Below are 19,542 nucleotides of genomic sequence, written 5' to 3' on the forward strand. Positions count from 1 at the left end.
ACGGGTGTAAAATCCCACACTAATGTATAAGGAGGGGATTTCATGCCAGAAGTACGATGTTCCGTTTCCAACTGTTCATTTTGGGGACAAGGCAACTTTTGTCAAGCAAGTACAATTTTTGTTCAGCCTGATGACCAAAATACGAATCCATCAAGCGATGATTCTTATACAAATGCGGCTTTCACAGGTGAAACACTCGAAAGTTCCGTGGTAACAAGTGTTGAAACGTGTTGCCAAACGTTTAGACCAAAATATTAACTCAAAAATCCTCATCTCAACAGGAGATGGGGATTTTTTCTCATTCCACCTTTAATAGATACAACCAATCTCTTTTCATTTAACTTTCATATCATAATAAATCCATATTTCCAAGTATCATGCATGATAAGCATATACACAATCAATATACAAACGGTTCCCCATAAAGTGATTTGGCGATATATCCCCTCTTCTCCCTCTCTCGCTTGAATAAAGGACCAAATAAAGCCGATTAACAGGATTAAATCGATATAAGGTATATACAGAAAAAACAAAAATGATACATACAAATAAACAATAAATAAACCACTTGTTATTAAAAAGAGTTTAAAAGCAAATTCGCTGTTCCCTTTCCTCATAAAATAACCGCCCCCAATCTGTACTGTATTATATTCAACAAAGCACAATAGTTGCGATTGAGAGGCCTACGAATAAACAAGCTACCGCCTATTTACGGTAGCTATCACGGAACATTGTATTTTCTTTTGTATATATTGCTTAAAATAGAATAAGGTAATTGTTCATAGCGAATTTTTTCTCCTGTTTTATCTATAATATACAAATTATTCCCGATATAATAGTGTCCGTTCCTTTGGGAATACACCGCATAGCGTTCATTCGGCAATACAGTTTTTACTTCTGTCAATTGCCCATTCGGTTCTTGCCAGTATATATTCACGCGATCTACAAGTGTCAGCATTCCAATCTGCTCTTCATCCACTTTCCGTCCATTCCAACTTATAACACGATATCCAAGCTTATAAGCTGCATATTCTGGAGACGTATGAAACCGAGAAATAATTACTTTTGTTTGCAATGCTACCTTGTCATATAGCCACTGTATATCTCTGTCATGCATCCGGATACAACCATTTGATTCTCTTCTTCCAATCGTTCCTTCACGATTCGTTCCATGAATCCCATATTCTTTTTCATTTAATCCAAGCCACCGTGTTCCAAGAGGATTATTGGGGGCACCACCAGGAATTCTTTTACGGTGATATTCTTTATTTTTATATTTATTAATAATACAAAAGGTTCCTTCAGGAGTTGGTGTACTATTCCTCCCTGTTGTTACCGGGAATGTTCTTACATAGTTTCCATTTTCAAAAAAAGATAACTGATTTGTCGTAAGATTAATCAATATCAAATGATCTGTATCGGCAAAAGCGCTCATCGGTAGGCACAAAAAGAGGATCACTGTTAACAATACTTTCTTCATTCATATCCCCCCAGTACCATCATATACGATGGTACGATTAGCTTTTACTACACATTCGATTCTTATGAATAATTTAGCTTATCCATTCACAATTACACCACCATTTACATGAATCATTTGTCCAGATACATATGTTGAATCTCCTGAAGCTAAATATACATAGGCAGGTGCTAATTCATATGGCTGACCAGGCCTCTTCATCGGGACATCGCTTCCAAATTCCGATACCTTCTTCTTATCAAAACTTGATGGAATAAGAGGCGTCCAAATTGGTCCTGGTGCAACACCATTTACACGAATTCCTTTTTGTACTAATGATTTTGCAAGTGAACGCGTAAAAGCAACAATCGCTCCCTTTGTTGCAGAATAATCGATAAGTTGCTCATTTCCCTCATATGCAACAATAGATGCTGTATTGATAATTGCATCTCCTTCCTTTAAATGTGCAAGTGCCGCTTTTGTAACATGAAAATACGAAAAAATATTAATACGAAATGTTTTTTCAAGCTGCTGCGCTGTAATGTATTCTAAACTTTGTTGTGGGTATTGCTGTGCAACATTATTTACAAGAATATTTAAACCACCCAGCTTGGAAGCCGCTTCTTTTACAATGTGCTGACAATGCTGTTCACTACTCAAATCCCCTGGAAGCAATATACATTTTACACCTTGTTTTTCAACAAGCCTTTTTGTCTCATTCGCATCTTCTAATTCATCTAAATACGCAATAGCAATATGTGCCCCTTCTTTCGCAAAAGCAATAGATACTGCCCTTCCGATCCCACTATCTCCACCTGTAATAAGTACATTTTTCCCTTTTAATTTCTCACTACCGCGATAATTAAGGTCTTCATACTCTGGAAGTGGATTCATTACTGCTTCAATCCCCGGTTGTCTATTTTGATGTTGCGGTGGCAATGTTAAAAACTTTTTTTGCTGTGTCATACTTCATTTCAACTCCTTCTCGTTTCTCTTCCTTATCATGTACACAATTATGAAAAGTACTTATACGTTAAAAGCCGAAATATAAAGGCAGTTTGGTGATTAATATTCGAAATTAAGACATAAAATATGAATTATCATAAACTTTTTTTGTGAAACTCTTGCAAAATATTTTAAAAACGAATATTATATATAACTGTTGTGAAAATCATTCGTAAAAAAGAAAGGATGTTTATATGTTTAACCTTTCGGAGCATAAAACTTCTATTAAAACTGAAATCATGGCAGGTATTATTACCTTTTTAACGATGGCATATATTATTGTCGTAAACCCTGTCATCCTTGGAGATGCAGGCGTTCCGTTTGAACAAGCATTTACAGCGACAATTATTGCAGCTGTTGTCGGAACATTATTTATGGCAATCTTTACAAATTTACCAATTGCAATCGCTCCTGGTATGGGACTAAATGCTTACTTCTCTTACTCTGTTGTAAAAGCACATGAAGGCATGACATTTGCAATTGCATTCTCTGCTGTATTCGTAGCAGGGATGATCTTAATTTTGTTATCATTCACATCTTTCCGTACAAAGTTAATGGAAGCAATTCCTGAAAATTTAAAACACGCAATTACTGCTGGTATCGGCTTATTTATTGCTTTTATCGGTTTACGCCTGACAGGCATTGTAACAAAACATCCAACTAATTTAGTTGGACTTGGAGATCTTCATTCGCCTCCTGTACTACTAGCGTTAGCTGGACTTGGAATTACTCTAGTTCTTATGTCCTTAAATGTAAACGGCGCATTATTCATCGGAATGCTCTTAACAGGAATTATCGCTTATTTCACAGGTCAGTTAACATTTCCAAACGGGATTACATCAATGCCTGGATTACCAGAAGGAATTATAGTTTCAAATCCAATTACTGCTGTTTCTGATGTGATTCATTACGGATTATACGGCGTTGTATTCTCGCTCTTACTTGTTACACTATTCGATACAACAGGCACACTACTTGGTGTTGCCCATCAGGGTGGATTTATGAAAGATGGCAAGCTTCCAAAATCGGGACGAGCTCTTCTATCTGATTCTTTCTCAGCAACAATCGGGGCTATGTTCGGGACAACACCATCAACAGCATATATTGAATCATCTGCGGGTGTTGCAGCTGGTGGACGTACTGGTTTAACAACACTCACAGTGGCTGTACTATTTGCAGTTGCTGTATTCTTTGGCCCTCTAGTAGGTGCTGTTTCTGGTGTTGCAGCAATTACATCTCCGTCATTAATTATTGTCGGCAGCCTCATGATGGGAGCTGTACGTAACATTGATTGGGATACATTCGATGAAGCATTCCCAGCATTCTTAGTAATCTTAAGCATGCCACTTACATCAAGTATCTCAACAGGTATTGCACTTGGATTCATTTCGTATCCACTTATGAAAGTAGCAAAAGGACAATTCCGTACTGTTCACCCACTTGTGTATGTATTTGGAATTTTGTTTGCTTATCAGTTAGTTTTCTTACCGCATTAATAAAAAAGCCTTGGTTCACGGAATTTGTGAATCAAGGCTTTTTCTAATATTTCTCATTCATTCGCAATTCTTTACTATATTTTTGAATTAAAAAGGAAGAAATGAACATCATCATTCCGACACAAAACCCAATGAGTTGATCTAATAACATTTCATCATGAATCAACCAGCGAAGTAGAAATACCCCGCCAAAAATAAGCATTGCCGTACATCCAGTATGTCTAAGTCCTTTATATACATTTTCCATATGTATCATTCCTTCACATACTTTTATCCACATTATACCATATGACATATTCACTATAGATAAAAAACCCCTATTCAGAGGCTTTAACTTTGCAAAAATGCCTGTAAATCTGCAAATTGTCTCTTTGCATCTTTATATCCTTGCTCATATAAGTTTTGTAGTTTTTCTGTATCTTTTTCCATACGATCTACTTGCAGTGGTACTTCTGGCCTAATAACAAATAAATTACCAGCTAGCTCTTCTTTTTCAATGTAATGAAGTGTTTCATTATATATTTCATAACGAGTAAGCATCGTATTCACAAGGTTTGGATATTTTTTATACGCCTTCCCTGCAATCCAGCCAAACTTTGATTTTTTCTTAGCGTACCCATGATTTCTCGTTAAAATAACGACTGATTTCTTATATCCATCCTCCTGTGCTTTACGAACTGGAATTGGATCGGAAATTCCGCCATCTAACAATTGCTTACCTCGATAGTTTACAATCGGTGCGATAAATGGCAAGGAACTAGAGGCTTGTAATACATTCAATGCATCTTCATTTGTGCCTTCTTTTTCAAAATAAACAGGCTGTCCCGTTTCGCAATCTGTCGTCCCTACAAGAAAGCGCTCTGGAGTATTAAAATAGGTGTCAAAATCAAACGGTACATGCTTTTCTGGAATTTCACGAAAAATGAAATCCATATCAAATAGCTGACGTTTTTTCCATAGGTTTTTATAAGATAAATATCTTGGATGTTTTGCATAATCAATATTTACTGTCTTATTTCTATTTCTTTGTCTGGAAAGATACGACGCTGCATGACAGGCACCAGCTGAAACACCGATTACATATGGAAAATATAAATCTTGTTCCATAAAGTATTCTAGTATCCCACCAGTATATACACCGCGCATACCGCCGCCTTCTAATACTAATCCCGTATTTTCAAGCATGTTCTTCTCTCCTCTTTCTATATATATTGACTCTTTAATTATTCACTATGTGAAGTATATCTTTCTATTATATATGAGATGTTTCAGAAACCATATTCAGAAGGCTTGGTGTGAACGAAAAATTATTCTTCTACTTATCTAAATGCAATCCTACATCCTTTACAAACCTTTGAATATATATTAATTCCTCTTCTGTATACTTATCTAAAAGTAACAACCACTTCTCTTCAGCTTGTTGATGTAATTTTTCATGTGCTATATAAATCTCATTTCCTTTGTCCGTCAAACGAAAAAATATTTCCTTTTGATTATCTAACATTTTCATCTTCTCAACGAATTGTTTATTAAACAGCTTTGTACAAATTTTAGAAATTGCTCCCTTCGTCATCCCCATCTCTGTTGTAATTGCTGTTACATTCATCAAACCATTTTTTCCGATACATTGAATAACATGTAACTCTGATAAAGACATGCCGCTTACACCTGTCTCGCGAAGAAAGCGCTCTTCATTATCCTTCATATGCGCTTCCCTTTTATGAAAAAGTGTACGAATATCCGAAAGTATTTCCATTTGTTTAGCTGTACGTTCCAATCCGTTCCCCTCCATCAATTTTTATAAGTTTCCAAAGAAACAATTTAACTATATACCATTGTAAATTTATTTTTTTATCTTTACAAGTGAGAAAATAATGTTAAAATTATTTTTGTTTCCAAGGAAACAAAAATAAGGAGGTTTTATGATGAATCACTCATTATCTTCATCAAAATTAAAATCTATTTTGTATATCGTTTGTATTAGCGCTCTATTAGGTTCCTTTGCTCAAAATATTTACACACCTATCTTACCAATGATTCAAAATTCCTTTCACACCTCTCTTTATCTTGTAAATTTAACTGTTTCTATTTTTACTTTTGTTCTTGCAATTATGCAGCTTGTTTACGGACCATTGATTGATGCAAAAGGACGAAAATATATTCTCATTCCTAGTCTAATTATTAGTACGATCGGTTCAATCGGTTGTGCTTTTACGACAGACATCTATTTATTCCTTTTCTTTAGAGCTGTTCAAGCATTAGGAATAGCCGCTATACCTGTAGTTGCTGCTACTATTATCGGTGATTTATTCGAAGGAAAAGAACGCGGGAAAGCAATGAGTCTCTATCAAATGTTACTTGCTCTTGCTCCAGCGATAGGCCCTCTCATGGGAGGCTATCTTGGAAACATAAACGGTCACGTATCTATTTTTCTATTTTTATCTACGATTGGTATAGCCCTATTAATTGTAAATATTGTATTGTTGCCAGAAACAAAACCAGACGTACTCAAAAAAGACAAAATTACAAATAATTATTGGAGTATTTTAAGAAATAAGACTGGATCTTCTATTGCAATCATTGGTTTTATGCAGTTTTGTATCTATTTTTGTTTCCTCGTTTTTTTACCTAGCATCTTAACAAATGTATTTCATCTAAACGCAGGTGAAATCGGACTTATGTTTGTACCAATGTCCCTCTGTATTATGCTAGGAAGTTATTGCTACAAATTTTTGCAAACATTACTCACAGCAAAACAGGCTTTACTTATCACTAGCTTTTTTAATATCATATGCGTAATTTTATTTTCTTTCACCTATCATATAAGCATCCCGATCTTGATTATTATTACATCCGTATACGGTTTCAGCATGGGATTATCCATGCCAACTCATACAACTTTATTAACAGAAGAATTTGTAGGAGAACGAGCAACTGCCATTGGTATCTACAACTTTATCCGTTATATCGGAATGGGTACTGGACCGATCGTAGGTAGTTTTCTACTCTTTCATCAAAATTACTTTTGGATTTTCTTTGTAGAGGCAATTGTTTTTCTGATTGTGGTCTTATATGCTATGAAAAAGCTAACTTCTCATCCTGTAAGAAAAGCTGGGATTCCAAAAACTAAATAATATTTTATATAAATCCATTTTAATTTTTCGACATCTACATCCCTGCTATGCAGAATAAAAGTAATCTACACTCGTTTGCTCTTTCTGTTTTTACTTCGTATGTGGCAGAAAAGGGCCTTGACCGCTTCTATGCATGATCAGATGCTCTCTCCCACCTAAAAAGAGGGGTTTTATGCCGGTTATATATAACGTACAAACAAAAATAAAGAATGTCCGAAAACAGCTACTTTGCTACATTTGGACATTCTCTCTTTATACTCTCTGATCAGCCACAATATGAATATCAATATGTTTCGTCTGCCTCATAATCTCATTTACAATGGACCCTTTTCGAATCTCTTCCCATCTTGTTCTTGCTGATTGCCCAAGTAAGATTTGTGTCACTTGTAATCGGCTTGCCACTTCAATGATGACATCAGCTGGCTTTCTTCCTTTCGCCTCTTCTAATAAAAAAGTTGCATGAAATTGATTCGTCAAAGCTTGCCATTCGTCAATTGTTTGTCTTTTTCCTACCGAGATTGATTCTATATTTTCTCTTTCAACATTTAATACATACAATTCAGCATTTAATCGGTCTGCCATACGCCAGCCGCGCCGTATTAATTTCTCCGCTGTTGAGCTGTACTGCACACATACGAGAATCTTTTCTTTTACACCAATTGGTTCCATCACCAATTGACTAATTTTCTCGTCCATGTCGTCTGCAACTTCGCGAAGTGATAGTTCTCGTAAAGCTCCTAAATTATTAACTGTAAAAAAGTTTTGTAAGCTTTGCTGAATTTTTTCTTCCTTATATATCTTCCCATCTATTAATCGTTTTCGTAATACTTCTGGTGTTGCATCAACCAGTTGAATCTCATTTGCTTTTTGTAAAATAAAATCGGGAATACGCTCTCGTACTTTTACATTCGTGATTTGCGCTACAATATCATGAACACTCTCTAAATGCTGAATGTTAAACGCCGATAATACTGATATTCCAGCGTCTAATAATTCTTCTACATCCATGTAGCGTTTTTTATGTTTTGATCCAGGTATATTACTATGTGCCAATTCATCCACAACAACGACTTGAGGCGCTCGCTTTATAATCCCCTCTACATCAAGCTCATAAAATACTTTTCCTTTATAATTCATTTCTTTTAAAGGAATTTTTTCTAAATCAGCAATTGCCTCTTCTGTCTCTTTTCTTCCATGTGTTTCAATTAAACCGATTACAATATCAACGCCCTCTTTTTTCATCTCTTGCGCGTCAAACAGCATTTTATAACTTTTTCCTACTCCCGGAGCAGCCCCTACATATAACTTTAATTTCCCGCGATTTTGCTTTCGAATATATTCTAAATATTCCTCCGGCGTACGTCTTTGAAATGTCGGTTTATAGTCATCTGCATACATTACACACACAATCCTTCCTAGCAAACAACGCTACCTCAATCCATTCGATTGAGGTAGCGACGGTACTATTTCATTAGTTTCTGTAACTCTAAATTTAATTTCAAAACATTCACACGATCTTCTCCAAATAACCCTAATGCAGCACCTTCTGTTTGATCTTTAATGATTTGATTTATTGTTTCTTTCGGAATATTCGTTTTTTTAGAAATTCGATCCACTTGTACGTAAGCTGCCTCTGGACTAATATCAGGATCTAACCCAGAACCTGAATTCGTCACTAAATCCATCGGTACTTCCGTAACTGGAACAGCCGGGTTTTTCTCTTTCCAATCTGTTACACTTTTTTCTACACGTTTTACTAAATCAGTATCAGATGGTGCATAGTTATTTGATCCCGATGCTTCAGCTTTATATTCTATACTTGAAACACGTCCATGAAAATAACGTGGATCTGTAAAGTTTTGGCCGATTAATTTTGAGCCAATCACTTCATTTTTTTCATTATATATAAGACTTCCATCCGCATTGTCCTTCATTACCGCTTGTGCAATTCCAGTTACAAGCAATGGATATAAAAGCCCGCACAGGACAAGAAATGTAAAAGTAACACGAATGACCGGTGAAAGTATACTTTGTTTGTTAGCCATCTTCTTTTCCCCTCTTCCTTATATAAACAATCCCACAATCATATCAATTACTTTAATTCCAATGAAAGGAACAATCACTCCTCCAAGACCGTAAATGAATAAGTTACGACCAAGTAAGGCATTGGAACTCATCGGTTTATATGCAATCCCCTTCATCGCCAAAGGAATGAGTAATGGGATAATAATTGCATTAAAGATTAATGCTGATAAAATGGCTGAAAGCGGCGAAGTTAATTTCATTACATTGAGTGCTTCCATTTGCGGAATTGCTAATGTAAACATCGCTGGGATAATTGCAAAATATTTCGCTATATCGTTCGCGATACTAAATGTTGTTAGCGCACCGCGCGTCATTAGTAGCTGCTTCCCAATCCCTACAACCTCAATAATTTTTGTTGGATTGGAATCTAGATCAATCATATTCGCTGCTTCTTTCGCAGCTGTTGTTCCGCTATTCATCGCTAACCCTACATCAGCTTGTGCTAACGCTGGTGCATCGTTCGTACCATCACCCGTCATTGCTACAAGTTTTCCTTTATCTTGCTCTGCTTTAATAACTGCAATTTTATCTTCCGGTTTACATTCTGCAACAAACTCATCTACCCCTGCTTCTTTCGCAATTGTTGCTGCTGTTAATGGATTATCACCTGTACACATAACTGTTTTGATTCCCATTTGGCGAAGCTGCTCAAAACGTTCACGCATACCAGGTTTTACAGTATCTTTTAAATAGATTAATCCATAAATACGACTATCCACTGCAACTACAAGTGGCGTTCCACCTTCTTTTGAAATAAAATCAGCTTTTTGATTTAAATCTTTTGGTATCGTTCCACCTTGTGCTTGTACCCACTCAATAACCGCATTAACTGCACCTTTTCTTACTTTTGTCCCATCAGGTAAATCCACACCGCTCATTCTTGTTTCTGCTTTAAATGGAACAAATTCACCTTGTTCTGCTAGTTCTCTATTATAAGAAAAAGATTTTGATTTTACATATTCTATGACAGATCGTCCTTCTGGTGTTTCGTCTAAAACCGATCCTAGTGCAGCCCATTTTCCTAATTGTTCAATCGTTTCATTTCCTACAGGAAGTAGTGTATGTGCCATCCGATTCCCAAAAGTAATCGTACCTGTTTTATCTAAAATAATTGTGTTAATATCACCCGCAGCTTCTACAGCTTTACCTGACATCGCTAATACATTAAACTTTGTCACTCGGTCCATCCCAGCAATCCCAATGGCTGATAATAAACCACCAATTGTCGTTGGAATTAAACAAACGACAAGCGCTACAAGTACAGCTGTATCAATTTTAAACCCTAAATAATTTGTAAAAATCGGTAGTGTGACAACAACAATTAAGAAAATAAGAGTTAAACTTGTTAATACTGTGTTCAGAGCAATCTCATTCGGTGTTTTTTGACGAGCAGCTCCTTCTACTAAAGAAATCATTTTATCTATAAATGACTCACCAGGATTACTTGTAATCGAAATTGTAATTTCATCACTAACAACCATTGTACCGCCTGTTACTGAACAAAAGTCTCCACCAGCTTCTTTAATAACAGGAGCGGATTCCCCCGTAATAGCCGATTCATCGACTGATGCTAAACCTTTAATGACTTCACCATCACTTGGAATCATTTCTCCTTGTTTTACAATTACGATGTCGCCCTTTCTTAGTTCAGTAGCTGAAACTTGAACAATTTTCCCATTTTCTTTTATAACGTTTGCAAATACATCTTTCTTCGATTGCTTCAAAGAATCGGCCTGTGCTTTACCACGCCCTTCTGCCAATGCTTCTGCAAAATTAGCAAACAAAACTGTAAATAATAGAACGAGAGAAACTGTTATATTAAACCATCCTGGTATACTGCTAGATGCATTGGGAAGAAACGATAAGATAAGAGTAATAACAAATCCAATTTCCACCACGAACATAATTGGGTTTTTCACCATTACTCTCGGATTCAGTTTCGCAACTGATTGTTTCATCGCATGTGTAACAATATCTCGATCCATCGTTTTCGCTTGTCTAACTTCACTTTCTACAGCATGTATTGACGATGTAATCGATTGATCAACTTGTTTTTCTTTTGCCACTACAGGTCTCATCATTTACCCTCCATTACTTCAATGTAAGAAATTCTGCAATTGGTCCTAATACCAACATTGGGAAGAATGTTAATGCTCCAACGATTACAATCGTTCCAATGAAAATGCCTCCAAACAAACTATTATCTGTGCGGAATGTTCCTACTGTTTCCGGCACTACTGTCTTCTCTTTCAATGAAGCTGCAACAGCTAACATTGTAATTAAGCTAAAATAACGACCTAAAAACATAACGATACCAGTTGTAATATTCCAAAACGCTGTATTATCGCCTAGTCCTTCAAATCCAGATCCATTATTAGCGGCAGAAGATGTATATTCATATACCACTTGCGTTAAACCATGAAAACCTGAATGAGAAATTGCATCTGTTCCTAAATGTGTTGAAAGGGCCAATGCCGAAAATCCTAAAATCAACAATGGATGAAATAATATTGTTACCGCAATTAACTTCATTTCCTTCCCTTCAATTTTTTTACCTAAAAACTCTGGTGTCCGTCCAACCATTAATCCAGATATAAAGACCGCAATAATTGCGTACATAATGATATTGACAAATCCTGCACCAACGCCACCAAACACTGTATTTAACATCATATTTACAAGTGGTACCAATCCGCCAATTGGTGTTAACGTGTCATGCATTGTATCAACCGCACCTGTTTCAGCTGCCGTTGTTACTGTCGCATACAGTGATGAGAAGACCGTTCCAAATCGTACTTCTTTTCCTTCTGTATTCCCTTGCACATGTTCGATACCCATTTGATTTAATACTGGATTTCCGTGTAATTCTGATGAAGTAATCGTGATAAAACCAATTAAAAATACCATAAATAGGGAAACGAAAAGGATACGTCCTTGTTTTTTATTTCCAACCATGCGCCCATACGTAAACGGTAAAGCTGTTGGTAGTAGCATCATGAGCATCATTTGTAAAATGTTACTCATTTGTCCTGGATTCTCAAATGGATGTGCCGAGTTTGCTCCGAAGAATCCGCCACCATTGTTACCAAGTTCCTTAATTGAAACAAATGAAGCTACAGGACCGCGCAAAATACTTTGTTTCGCTCCTTCAATTGTGTGTGCTGTAACTGCTCCATCTAAAGTTTGTGGTACACCAAGTGCAACAAAAATCAGCGCTGCAACAAATGCAATAGGAAGAAATACCCTTGTTAAAGCTCGTGTAAAATCAACGAAAAAGTTACCAAGTTCCTTTCCTGCTAAGCCTCTTATAAAAGCCATTACAAGCGCTAATGTCGTTGCTGGTGCAGCGAACATTAAAAATGTAATCCCAACTAATTGTGATAAATAAGATAATCCATTTTCACCGCTATAATGCTGTAAGTTTGTATCAGCCATAAAGCTAATCGCTGTATTAAAAGCAAGCGTTGGCTCCATCCCTGCAATATGTGCTGGGTTTAACGGTAATACACCCTGCAAGCGAAAGATGAAATATACAACAACGATCATAAAACCATTGAGTGCAACTAACGATAGTGCGTACTGTTTCCAGGTTTGGTTGTATGATTTCACGCCCGTAATTTTGAAAATAAGTTTTTCAACAGGTCCAAATACTTTATCTAGTTTGCTACCCCCTTGAAAAGCTTTTTCTAAATAAATACCCGTTGGCTTTGCAACAAGAATGAATAATAACATTGTGACAACAACTGCAACCCAAATCATAATGAATGATTCCCCCTAATTAAAACTTTTCTGGATTTAATAACGCATAAACTAAATACACCGTAATCCCTGCAACAATAACCGATAAGGCAATCGTCATGATTGCTTCCCTTCTTTCACAACTTTATCCGACCAGCTTGCAAGCCCCACCATAGATGCGCCTAATACAATAAAAATTCCGACCATCACAATATCAAGCATTATTTTCCCCTCGTTTCTAAATGTTAAATTTTACCATTTGCCTATCAAAAAAAGAACACTGAGGCTCTACTCAGTGTTCAAAAATGAACAACACAAAAGTAAACCTCCTCTCCAAACGCTTACGAGGTTAGCTGTCGGATTCGGGCCTAAAGAGTAGCCCTACTTTCATCATGAAAGATTCACCCCAAGTGACAATGCACAAAATTGGTTCCCCCGCTCCAAATAATTGGACTCAGCGATATCAGGTTGTTTTTGGAATTTTTATGAACAATTTATGAATGTAAATATACTCCTCTATATTTAACTTGTAAAGAGAAAAATTACCTAAAATAAGCAAATATTTTACCGTTTAAACGCTTACATTTAAAGTTATTAATGTTTTATCATGCGTTTTCTTGTCTTTTCTTTCTTTTTCATTAAAATAACTCTTTAATATATAAATCCATTTTAATTTTTCGACATCTAAATCCCTGCTATGCAGAATAAAAAGTAATCTACACTCGTTGGCTCTTTCTGTTTTTACTTCGCATGTGGCAGAAAAAGGCACTGACCGCTTCTATGCATGGCCAGATGCTCTCTCCCACCTAAAAAGAGGGGTTTTATGTTGGTTTTTTAATTGATGTATATATAAAATAAAAAGAGAGCGAATGAACCTGAATACTTTTTGATAGTACCCTGGACTCGTTCTGCTCTCTTCTTCATTCTACATTTATTCTCTACGTAAAAACCTCCGTAAACTTCTCCCACGGATATAGACCTGTGTCAGTTCCACATGCATCTTTTCATACGCAATAATATCTGTTTCTAAATACAAATTATCTTTTGATGGTAATATCATATATGGTTTTGGAAAAATAGGATCTAGCGCAGCCAATTCTTGAACTCGCTCTACTGATACCGCCCAACGATGTGCTATATCTCCAAGTAATAACACCTTCATCTTCGCTTCCTCCGCCCTATTCAAAAAATAAAAAAGAAATATTATCACAATTCGTAAACACTACAAATTTAGCTCCAATTGTTTGATAGAGCCTTACTGGATACCTTTTATTCCTTGTGACAACTGTAATAGGCGCTTGAAAAGAAAAGCGAATACGTTCAGTAAAAAAGCTAACCGTTGGAAGTTCATCTCCTAGCAAGATTACTTTCTTTATTCCGTTACAAATACTCGTTACATTCTGTTCTTTGTTGCAGCAATAGGTTGATTCAAATCCGCAAGCCCGCACTTCCGCTGCTATTTGTTCAGTTACTGTAAAAATAATTAAATCACTTTGAAAAGATACTAATTCTCTTAAACTATTTACCTTATTTTCTTCCCCTACACAAATGAGCGTTAATTCTTTTTCCTCATCCATGTATATCATCCTCCTTAGCATAAAAGAATTCACATGAAAATTGATATTCTCCTATACTAATCAGACCGATGAAGCGATGTATCCATCCATGCACCATCCTCTCTCAATACGCTTACGAAGTTAGCTGTCGGATTCGGGCTTTGAGAGTAGCCCTACTTTCATCATGAAAGATTCACCCCAAGTGACGATGCACCAATTGGTTCCTCCGCTCCATATATTGGACTCAGCGTTTCAAAAACAGATTCTGGCTGATATAATACTCCTAAATATGGAAAAAGTAAACAATAAAAAAAGCCAGTTATACAACTGACTTCCTCATCAAAATTGGAATATTTATGCACGTATTTCTTGACGCTTGTATGCAAAATGATTGGTTGGTCCATGACCACTTCCAATATTTAATGGCTCTTCAATCGCTATACTAATAAATCTTTTCGCTTCTTGAACTGCCTCTTGCATCTGGTATCCCTTCGCCAGTCCTGCTGTAACTGCAGACGCAAATGTACAGCCGCTTCCATGCGTTTGTTTTGAATCAATACGTTCACTTCTAAATTCAATAAACTGCTTGCCATCGAAAAGCAAATCTATTACTTCGTTACCTTGATATTCTGCGTGTCCGCCTTTCATAAGAACGTACTGAGCTCCCAATTTATGCAGTACTTTCGCAGCTTCTTTACTATCTTCTATATTATGAATCTCCATCCCCGTTAATACTTCTGCTTCTGGTACATTCGGCGTTACAACAGTCGCTAATGGCAGTAAATACTCTTTTAATGCTTGCACCGCTTCTTGTTGCAATAACGACGCACCACCTTTTGCAATCATAACAGGATCTAGCACAATATTATTCCAGCCAAATTTTTTAATATGTTCTGCAACGACCTTAATAATTTCACTACTAAATAGCATACCAAGCTTAACAGCATCTGGTGTTAGATCCGCCCCAATTGAATGTAATTGTTCTTGAATCCCTTCAAGGGTAACAGGATATACACCCTGTACACCAAGTGTATTTTGTGCAGTAATGGCCGTAATAGCTGTCATTCCATATACACCAAGCTCTTGAAATGTTTTTAAATCTGCTTGAATACCCGCACCGCCGCCACTATCAGATCCAGCAATTGTTAAAGCTTTATTCACTTTCATCTCACTCATCCTTTTCTATCCAAAATAACGATGATACATTGTTTTTGCTTCTACCATATCCTTCGTTCCATGCACGAGAACGCGTCCATCTTGGAAAGCAACCAGCCTCTTTCCTTCAGCTGAAAATGATAATAAATAAGGATTCACTGTTAAATCCGCTACGCGCCCTTGTAATATTTCTTTATACCGTTTAAAATCCAGCTTCTCTTTGTAAGGAGGACGAATTTGTACCGTATTTCTTCCGCATAATACTGCCGTTTTTGAAGTATTTTCTTGGCTCAAATATGGATAAATTGCTCCCGCTCCACACGAAGAACAATTATGTTTGCGTAACCTCTGCACATTCATACATGAATATTCATTTTTCCATACATCAAACGATACAAGTCCATCCCGAAGTGCTTCATAATCCTCTACTAACATTTTAAGAGTTTCCGTTACTTGATGAGAAACAACGAGAGATACAGCAGGTGAAATGATACCTGCTGTGTCACATGTCGCTCCGCCAAGCGGAATGGATTGTAATAAACACGCTAGACATGGCGTCTTTCCTGGCAAAATCGTATAAGAAAGGCCGTAACTTCCTATACATGCCCCGTAAATCCATGGAATCGCATGTTTTTGTGATATATCATTCACAATAAAACGTGTTTCAAAATTATCAGTCGCATCAATCATCACATCGACATTTGTAACAAGGTGTTCTAACTCTTCTGCTGTTACATCTTGAACAAAAGCTTCTATAGTTACATTGCTATTAATTGCTTGCAAGCGCCTTTTGGCAGCCACAGCTTTTGGAAGATTATTTTTTATATCCTCCTCACAATACAGCTGCTGACGTTGTAAATTACTCCAATCAATATAATCACGATCCACAATTGTCACATGGCCTACACCGGCTCTTACAAGCATCTCTGCATTCGCACTACCAAGCGCCCCAGCACCGATGATTAATACATGCTTTTCACTTATCTTTTGCTGTCCCTTTTCCCCAATTGGAGAAAATAACTCTTGGCGAGAATATCGACTATTCAACTACGCTCATTCCTTCTAACGGGCTGCTTGCTGTTGCGCAGCGCTTACGTGCAATACGTCCTGCTTCAAATCCTAAACGTCCCGCATGAATGCCTAGTTTCATTGCTTCTGCCATTTTAATAGGATCTTTCGCACCAGATACAGCTGTATTTAATAAAACACCGTCTGCTCCTAATTCCATTGCAAATGCTGCATCAGCTGGACTACCAACACCAGCATCAACAATAACTGGTACAGTTGCTTGCTCAATAATAAAACTTAAGTTTAATGGATTTACAATTCCAAGTCCGGAACCAATTGGTGAAGCACCTGGCATAATTGCATGCACACCGAGCTCCTGTAATTTACGAGCTAATACAACATCATCAGATGTATAAGGAAGAACGATAAAACCTTCTTCAAGCAACATTTCAGATGCTTTTAAAGTCTCCACTGGATCTGGTAATAACGTTTTGTCATCACCAATAACTTCTACTTTTACCATGTCACATAGCCCGGAAGCTTTTGCCAATTTTGCAATACGAACAGCTTCTTCAGCAGTTTTTGCTCCTGCTGTATTTGGTAATAATGTATATTTTTTCACATCAATTTTTTCTAATAAATTTGGTTGTTCTGCATCAAATATATCCATACGGCGTACTGCAAATGTTAAAATCTCTGCCTCTGATACTTCAATTGCTTTTCGTTGTACATCATAATCCGCAAACTTACCTGTTCCTAATAAAAGTCTAGAATGAAATGAAAATGATCCAATGTTTAACATAATCAACCGCCTCCTACAAAAGTTACAATCTCAATTTGGTCTCCATCAAAAACAGATGTATCTTGATGGTCTTCTTTTTGTAAAATATCTTGGTTACGTTCTACTACGACAATCTTTGTATCTAATCCTAAATGTGTAAGCAATTCTGCTACTGTCTTAATCCTTGCTGGTACCTCTACTCGCCTGCCATTAATTTTTAAGTTCAAGCTTCCATCCCCTTTCTATATAAAACCTTTCTTTTTAGGGGGGAGAGAGCATCCCATCATGCATAGAAGCGGTCAGATCCTCTTTCTGCCCCATGCCAAGTGAAAACAAGTGCTGGTCATCTTTTATTTTCATAGCAGTAACTTATATGTTAAAAAACCAAAATAGCTTTATCTAAATTGACTTTGAAAACAATGAACCTAGCAAATGATTTCCTTGCTTTCCTTCTATTAAATCCGCCATATATTGACCAGAAACAGGACTTAATAAAATACCGTTTCTGTAATGACCTGTACAAGCATATAAACCTTCTATTTCTTCATGCACTCCCATGTACGGGACTTCATGATTAGATTGAGGACGTAATCCCGCCCAAGTACTTTCCCATTCCGCCTCTTTCAAAGCTGGTAGAATGGTATAAGCACGCTCTAATATCGAAGTAATACTTTCTGGTTGTACCGATTTGTTAAATGTGTGAGGCTTCATTGTGGCCCCGATTACATAGCGTCCGCCACGTTTTGGTGCAATATAAAATCGCTCTTGAAATATAGGAGATTTTAGTAATGGCTTACGGCTCTTTACGGCAACAACTTCTCCTTTTACAGGATATGTACCCCAATCATACTGAAAATGATGCAGGAGTTTTGTACTCCATGAACCACCTGCAATTACTATTTTTTCACAGGAAATCACGCCTTCATTCGTAATAATTCCTACGACTTGATTGTTTTCTATTTTGATATCAAAGACTTCTGTTTGTTCGTATATATCAGCACCAGATATTGCAGCGGAGTGTGCGAATGCTTTTGTCAGTTCTGGGGCGATAACATGACCATCTTTCGGATAATATACAGCGCAGGTAATAGATGAAGAGAGGAATGGCTCTTTTTCACGCAGCTCATCTCCTGTCATAAAATACGATTCTTCACCTGTTTTCTGTTGCCAGTTCATAATATCTAGTATTCTCGTCTTCTCATCCTCATTTTGAGCAATGCGATATATCCCTTTCTCCTCATACCCAATATCAATCCCCGTTTTTTCGCGTAAAGCTTCTGCAAGTTGCGGAAATATTGCACGGCTTTTCCTAGCAAGTTCAAATAACGGATCATACGCATCCCATTCTGCCTGCACACCAAGTAAACCTGCCGCTGCTTTAGATGCTTCCGATGCAATCCCTTGCTTCTCAACAATCGCAACTCGGTATCCTCTTTCGGCTAGAAAATGTGCAACTGAACTGCCAATCACACCGCCGCCAATAATCGCTACATCATACTTCTTACCCATGATTTTCCGCCCACTTTCTTATTGTCTCCTTGTATAGCTTTGCCTGCTCATATGGTTCGCTGCTACTTACAATTCCAGACATCACAGCAATCCCACTCACACCAGCCGTAAGAATTTCTCCTGTATTTTCAGGTGTTATCCCTCCAATAGCTGTAATTGGTATGGTTAAGCGCCTTGCCATATTTGAAATTTCCTCCAAGCCTCTTGCCGGAACACCCTCCTTACAACTTGTTGGAAATACATGACCATAAACAAGTGAATCCGCTCCGTTTTTAAACGCTACTATCGCTTCTTCTAGAGAATGCACAGAATAACCAACATGCAAATACGAAAACTTTTCCTTCACAGACCTCACATCCGCGCTTCGATATCCCAATTGCACACGCGGGATATTTAATAAAATCGCTATATCAATTCGATCATTAATCACAAGCTTAGATGCCGGAAAACCCCTTTTTAAGAGCCTTTCCACACCTTCATACAATTCTTTCGTACTTTTCTCACGCTCACGAATATGCAAATAATCAATTTCACTCTCAATTTGTATCGCTGCATTCACTAACTCTTCGAATGTCATCTGACCATTTGAGATAATATGGAGCTCGTCTTTCATATC

General features: G+C 37.0%; 23 protein-coding genes and 2 riboswitches. Of the genes, 3 read left to right on the top strand and 20 right to left on the bottom strand.

What is annotated here, in order from left to right; genetic code table 11:
* Positions 1-42 precede the first annotated feature (42 nt).
* Complete coding sequence (locus ACIQ7L_RS06430) at positions 43-258, top strand: DUF1540 domain-containing protein (RefSeq protein WP_400567614.1); 216 nt, start codon at positions 43-45, stop codon at positions 256-258.
* 86 nt (positions 259-344) lie between these two features.
* Here the strand turns inward: ACIQ7L_RS06430 and ACIQ7L_RS06435 are convergent, their stop codons facing one another.
* From ACIQ7L_RS06435 to ACIQ7L_RS06445, 3 genes are all read right to left on the bottom strand, one after another.
* A complete protein-coding gene (locus ACIQ7L_RS06435) occupies positions 345-617 on the bottom strand; it encodes a hypothetical protein (RefSeq protein WP_400567616.1) in 273 nt (90 codons plus the stop codon).
* 104 nt (positions 618-721) lie between these two features.
* A complete protein-coding gene (locus tag ACIQ7L_RS06440) occupies positions 722-1,480 on the bottom strand; it encodes a L,D-transpeptidase (protein ID WP_400567618.1) in 759 nt (252 codons plus the stop codon).
* Positions 1,481-1,558: 78 nt separating this feature from the next.
* On the bottom strand, positions 1,559-2,425 hold the full coding sequence (locus ACIQ7L_RS06445; RefSeq protein ID WP_400567620.1) for an SDR family oxidoreductase: 867 nt from the start codon (positions 2,423-2,425) through the stop codon (positions 1,559-1,561).
* A gap of 233 nt (positions 2,426-2,658) precedes the next feature.
* Here ACIQ7L_RS06445 and ACIQ7L_RS06450 point away from each other — a divergent pair, with 233 nt between their 5' ends.
* Positions 2,659-3,960 carry an NCS2 family permease gene (locus tag ACIQ7L_RS06450; protein ID WP_097894637.1) on the top strand — a complete coding sequence of 434 codons (1,302 nt, stop codon included), beginning with the start codon at positions 2,659-2,661 and terminating at the stop codon, positions 3,958-3,960.
* Between the two features lie 43 nt (positions 3,961-4,003).
* On the opposite strand, the gene ACIQ7L_RS06455 is transcribed toward ACIQ7L_RS06450, so the two are convergent.
* The 3 genes from ACIQ7L_RS06455 to ACIQ7L_RS06465 form a co-directional block, all read right to left on the bottom strand.
* Positions 4,004-4,216, bottom strand: a complete 213-nt coding sequence (locus tag ACIQ7L_RS06455) for a hypothetical protein (RefSeq protein WP_335358747.1) — start codon at positions 4,214-4,216, stop codon at positions 4,004-4,006.
* 74 nt (positions 4,217-4,290) lie between these two features.
* Entirely contained in the window at positions 4,291-5,145 is an 855-nt protein-coding gene (locus ACIQ7L_RS06460; protein WP_400567622.1) for a patatin-like phospholipase family protein, read from the bottom strand.
* Positions 5,146-5,275: 130 nt separating this feature from the next.
* Positions 5,276-5,737 carry a MarR family transcriptional regulator gene (locus ACIQ7L_RS06465; protein WP_400567624.1) on the bottom strand — a complete coding sequence of 154 codons (462 nt, stop codon included), beginning with the start codon at positions 5,735-5,737 and terminating at the stop codon, positions 5,276-5,278.
* 148 nt (positions 5,738-5,885) lie between these two features.
* On the opposite strand from ACIQ7L_RS06465, the gene ACIQ7L_RS06470 reads away from it, so the two are divergent.
* Positions 5,886-7,094: an MFS transporter gene (locus ACIQ7L_RS06470; protein WP_400567626.1), complete on the top strand. Its 1,209-nt coding sequence runs from the start codon at positions 5,886-5,888 to the stop codon at positions 7,092-7,094.
* Between the two features lie 252 nt (positions 7,095-7,346).
* Here ACIQ7L_RS06470 and kdpDN read toward each other — a convergent pair whose 3' ends face one another.
* From kdpDN to tenI, 14 genes are all read right to left on the bottom strand, one after another.
* Positions 7,347-8,501, bottom strand: a complete 1,155-nt coding sequence (gene kdpDN, locus ACIQ7L_RS06475; protein ID WP_400567628.1) for a KdpD-like non-kinase potassium sensor — start codon at positions 8,499-8,501, stop codon at positions 7,347-7,349.
* 56 nt (positions 8,502-8,557) lie between these two features.
* The gene (gene kdpC, locus ACIQ7L_RS06480; RefSeq protein ID WP_400567630.1) at positions 8,558-9,139 is read right to left on the bottom strand and encodes a K(+)-transporting ATPase subunit C; all 582 of its coding nucleotides are present in this window, start codon (positions 9,137-9,139) and stop codon (positions 8,558-8,560) included.
* A gap of 18 nt (positions 9,140-9,157) precedes the next feature.
* Positions 9,158-11,257, bottom strand: coding sequence for a potassium-transporting ATPase subunit KdpB (gene kdpB / locus ACIQ7L_RS06485; protein ID WP_400567631.1), 2,100 nt, complete (start codon positions 11,255-11,257; stop codon positions 9,158-9,160).
* 13 nt (positions 11,258-11,270) lie between these two features.
* Entirely contained in the window at positions 11,271-12,938 is a 1,668-nt protein-coding gene (gene kdpA, locus ACIQ7L_RS06490; RefSeq protein WP_400567633.1) for a potassium-transporting ATPase subunit KdpA, read from the bottom strand.
* A 19-nt stretch (positions 12,939-12,957) separates the two neighbouring features.
* Positions 12,958-13,038 (bottom strand): K(+)-transporting ATPase subunit F, encoded by an 81-nt coding sequence (gene kdpF, locus ACIQ7L_RS06495; protein WP_335358746.1) that lies wholly within the window; start codon positions 13,036-13,038, stop codon positions 12,958-12,960.
* Positions 13,035-13,139, bottom strand: coding sequence for a signal peptide protein (locus ACIQ7L_RS06500; RefSeq protein WP_335358733.1), 105 nt, complete (start codon positions 13,137-13,139; stop codon positions 13,035-13,037). The genes kdpF and ACIQ7L_RS06500 overlap by 4 nt, the downstream gene beginning before the upstream one ends.
* A 102-nt stretch (positions 13,140-13,241) precedes the next feature.
* Positions 13,242-13,387, bottom strand: a riboswitch (cyclic di-AMP (ydaO/yuaA leader).
* A 461-nt stretch (positions 13,388-13,848) separates the two neighbouring features.
* On the bottom strand, positions 13,849-14,079 hold the full coding sequence (locus ACIQ7L_RS06505) for a hypothetical protein (RefSeq protein WP_400567635.1): 231 nt from the start codon (positions 14,077-14,079) through the stop codon (positions 13,849-13,851).
* Positions 14,080-14,095: 16 nt separating this feature from the next.
* Positions 14,096-14,494: a hypothetical protein gene (locus ACIQ7L_RS06510; RefSeq protein ID WP_400567636.1), complete on the bottom strand. Its 399-nt coding sequence runs from the start codon at positions 14,492-14,494 to the stop codon at positions 14,096-14,098.
* Positions 14,495-14,587: 93 nt separating this feature from the next.
* A riboswitch (cyclic di-AMP (ydaO/yuaA leader) is annotated at positions 14,588-14,733 on the bottom strand.
* Positions 14,734-14,827: 94 nt separating this feature from the next.
* Complete coding sequence (gene thiD / locus ACIQ7L_RS06515; protein WP_400567638.1) at positions 14,828-15,640, bottom strand: bifunctional hydroxymethylpyrimidine kinase/phosphomethylpyrimidine kinase; 813 nt, start codon at positions 15,638-15,640, stop codon at positions 14,828-14,830.
* A gap of 15 nt (positions 15,641-15,655) precedes the next feature.
* Positions 15,656-16,675: a thiazole biosynthesis adenylyltransferase ThiF gene (locus ACIQ7L_RS06520; RefSeq protein WP_400567640.1), complete on the bottom strand. Its 1,020-nt coding sequence runs from the start codon at positions 16,673-16,675 to the stop codon at positions 15,656-15,658.
* On the bottom strand, positions 16,668-17,438 hold the full coding sequence (locus ACIQ7L_RS06525) for a thiazole synthase (RefSeq protein WP_400567642.1): 771 nt from the start codon (positions 17,436-17,438) through the stop codon (positions 16,668-16,670). The genes ACIQ7L_RS06520 and ACIQ7L_RS06525 overlap by 8 nt, the downstream gene beginning before the upstream one ends.
* 2 nt (positions 17,439-17,440) lie before the next feature.
* On the bottom strand, positions 17,441-17,644 hold the full coding sequence (gene thiS, locus ACIQ7L_RS06530; protein WP_400567644.1) for a sulfur carrier protein ThiS: 204 nt from the start codon (positions 17,642-17,644) through the stop codon (positions 17,441-17,443).
* A 172-nt stretch (positions 17,645-17,816) separates the two neighbouring features.
* Positions 17,817-18,926: a glycine oxidase ThiO gene (thiO, locus tag ACIQ7L_RS06535; RefSeq protein WP_400567646.1), complete on the bottom strand. Its 1,110-nt coding sequence runs from the start codon at positions 18,924-18,926 to the stop codon at positions 17,817-17,819.
* Positions 18,919-19,539: a thiazole tautomerase TenI gene (gene tenI / locus ACIQ7L_RS06540; protein WP_400567648.1), complete on the bottom strand. Its 621-nt coding sequence runs from the start codon at positions 19,537-19,539 to the stop codon at positions 18,919-18,921. The genes thiO and tenI overlap by 8 nt, the downstream gene beginning before the upstream one ends.
* Between the last annotated feature and the right edge of the window lie 3 nt (positions 19,540-19,542).

Source organism: Bacillus sp. NPDC094106 (genome assembly GCF_044764345.1).
Classification (GTDB): Bacteria; Bacillota; Bacilli; order Bacillales; family Bacillaceae_G; genus Bacillus_A.

Coding starts and splice junctions, on each gene's coding strand:
- kdpA (WP_400567633.1), bottom strand. CDS start 12,938: ATGATTTGGGTTGCAGTTGTTGTCACAATGTTATTATTCATTCTTGTT.
- thiO (WP_400567646.1), bottom strand. CDS start 18,926: ATGGGTAAGAAGTATGATGTAGCGATTATTGGCGGCGGTGTGATTGGC.
- kdpB (WP_400567631.1), bottom strand. CDS start 11,257: ATGAGACCTGTAGTGGCAAAAGAAAAACAAGTTGATCAATCGATTACA.
- kdpC (WP_400567630.1), bottom strand. CDS start 9,139: ATGGCTAACAAACAAAGTATACTTTCACCGGTCATTCGTGTTACTTTT.
- ACIQ7L_RS06470 (WP_400567626.1), top strand. CDS start 5,886: ATGAATCACTCATTATCTTCATCAAAATTAAAATCTATTTTGTATATC.
- tenI (WP_400567648.1), bottom strand. CDS start 19,539: ATGAAAGACGAGCTCCATATTATCTCAAATGGTCAGATGACATTCGAA.
- ACIQ7L_RS06435 (WP_400567616.1), bottom strand. CDS start 617: ATGAGGAAAGGGAACAGCGAATTTGCTTTTAAACTCTTTTTAATAACA.
- ACIQ7L_RS06445 (WP_400567620.1), bottom strand. CDS start 2,425: ATGACACAGCAAAAAAAGTTTTTAACATTGCCACCGCAACATCAAAAT.
- ACIQ7L_RS06510 (WP_400567636.1), bottom strand. CDS start 14,494: ATGGATGAGGAAAAAGAATTAACGCTCATTTGTGTAGGGGAAGAAAAT.
- ACIQ7L_RS06500 (WP_335358733.1), bottom strand. CDS start 13,139: ATGCTTGATATTGTGATGGTCGGAATTTTTATTGTATTAGGCGCATCT.
- kdpF (WP_335358746.1), bottom strand. CDS start 13,038: ATGACGATTGCCTTATCGGTTATTGTTGCAGGGATTACGGTGTATTTA.
- thiD (WP_400567638.1), bottom strand. CDS start 15,640: ATGAAAGTGAATAAAGCTTTAACAATTGCTGGATCTGATAGTGGCGGC.
- ACIQ7L_RS06505 (WP_400567635.1), bottom strand. CDS start 14,079: ATGAAGGTGTTATTACTTGGAGATATAGCACATCGTTGGGCGGTATCA.
- ACIQ7L_RS06455 (WP_335358747.1), bottom strand. CDS start 4,216: ATGATACATATGGAAAATGTATATAAAGGACTTAGACATACTGGATGT.
- ACIQ7L_RS06450 (WP_097894637.1), top strand. CDS start 2,659: ATGTTTAACCTTTCGGAGCATAAAACTTCTATTAAAACTGAAATCATG.
- ACIQ7L_RS06430 (WP_400567614.1), top strand. CDS start 43: ATGCCAGAAGTACGATGTTCCGTTTCCAACTGTTCATTTTGGGGACAA.
- ACIQ7L_RS06440 (WP_400567618.1), bottom strand. CDS start 1,480: ATGAAGAAAGTATTGTTAACAGTGATCCTCTTTTTGTGCCTACCGATG.
- ACIQ7L_RS06460 (WP_400567622.1), bottom strand. CDS start 5,145: ATGCTTGAAAATACGGGATTAGTATTAGAAGGCGGCGGTATGCGCGGT.
- ACIQ7L_RS06525 (WP_400567642.1), bottom strand. CDS start 17,438: ATGTTAAACATTGGATCATTTTCATTTCATTCTAGACTTTTATTAGGA.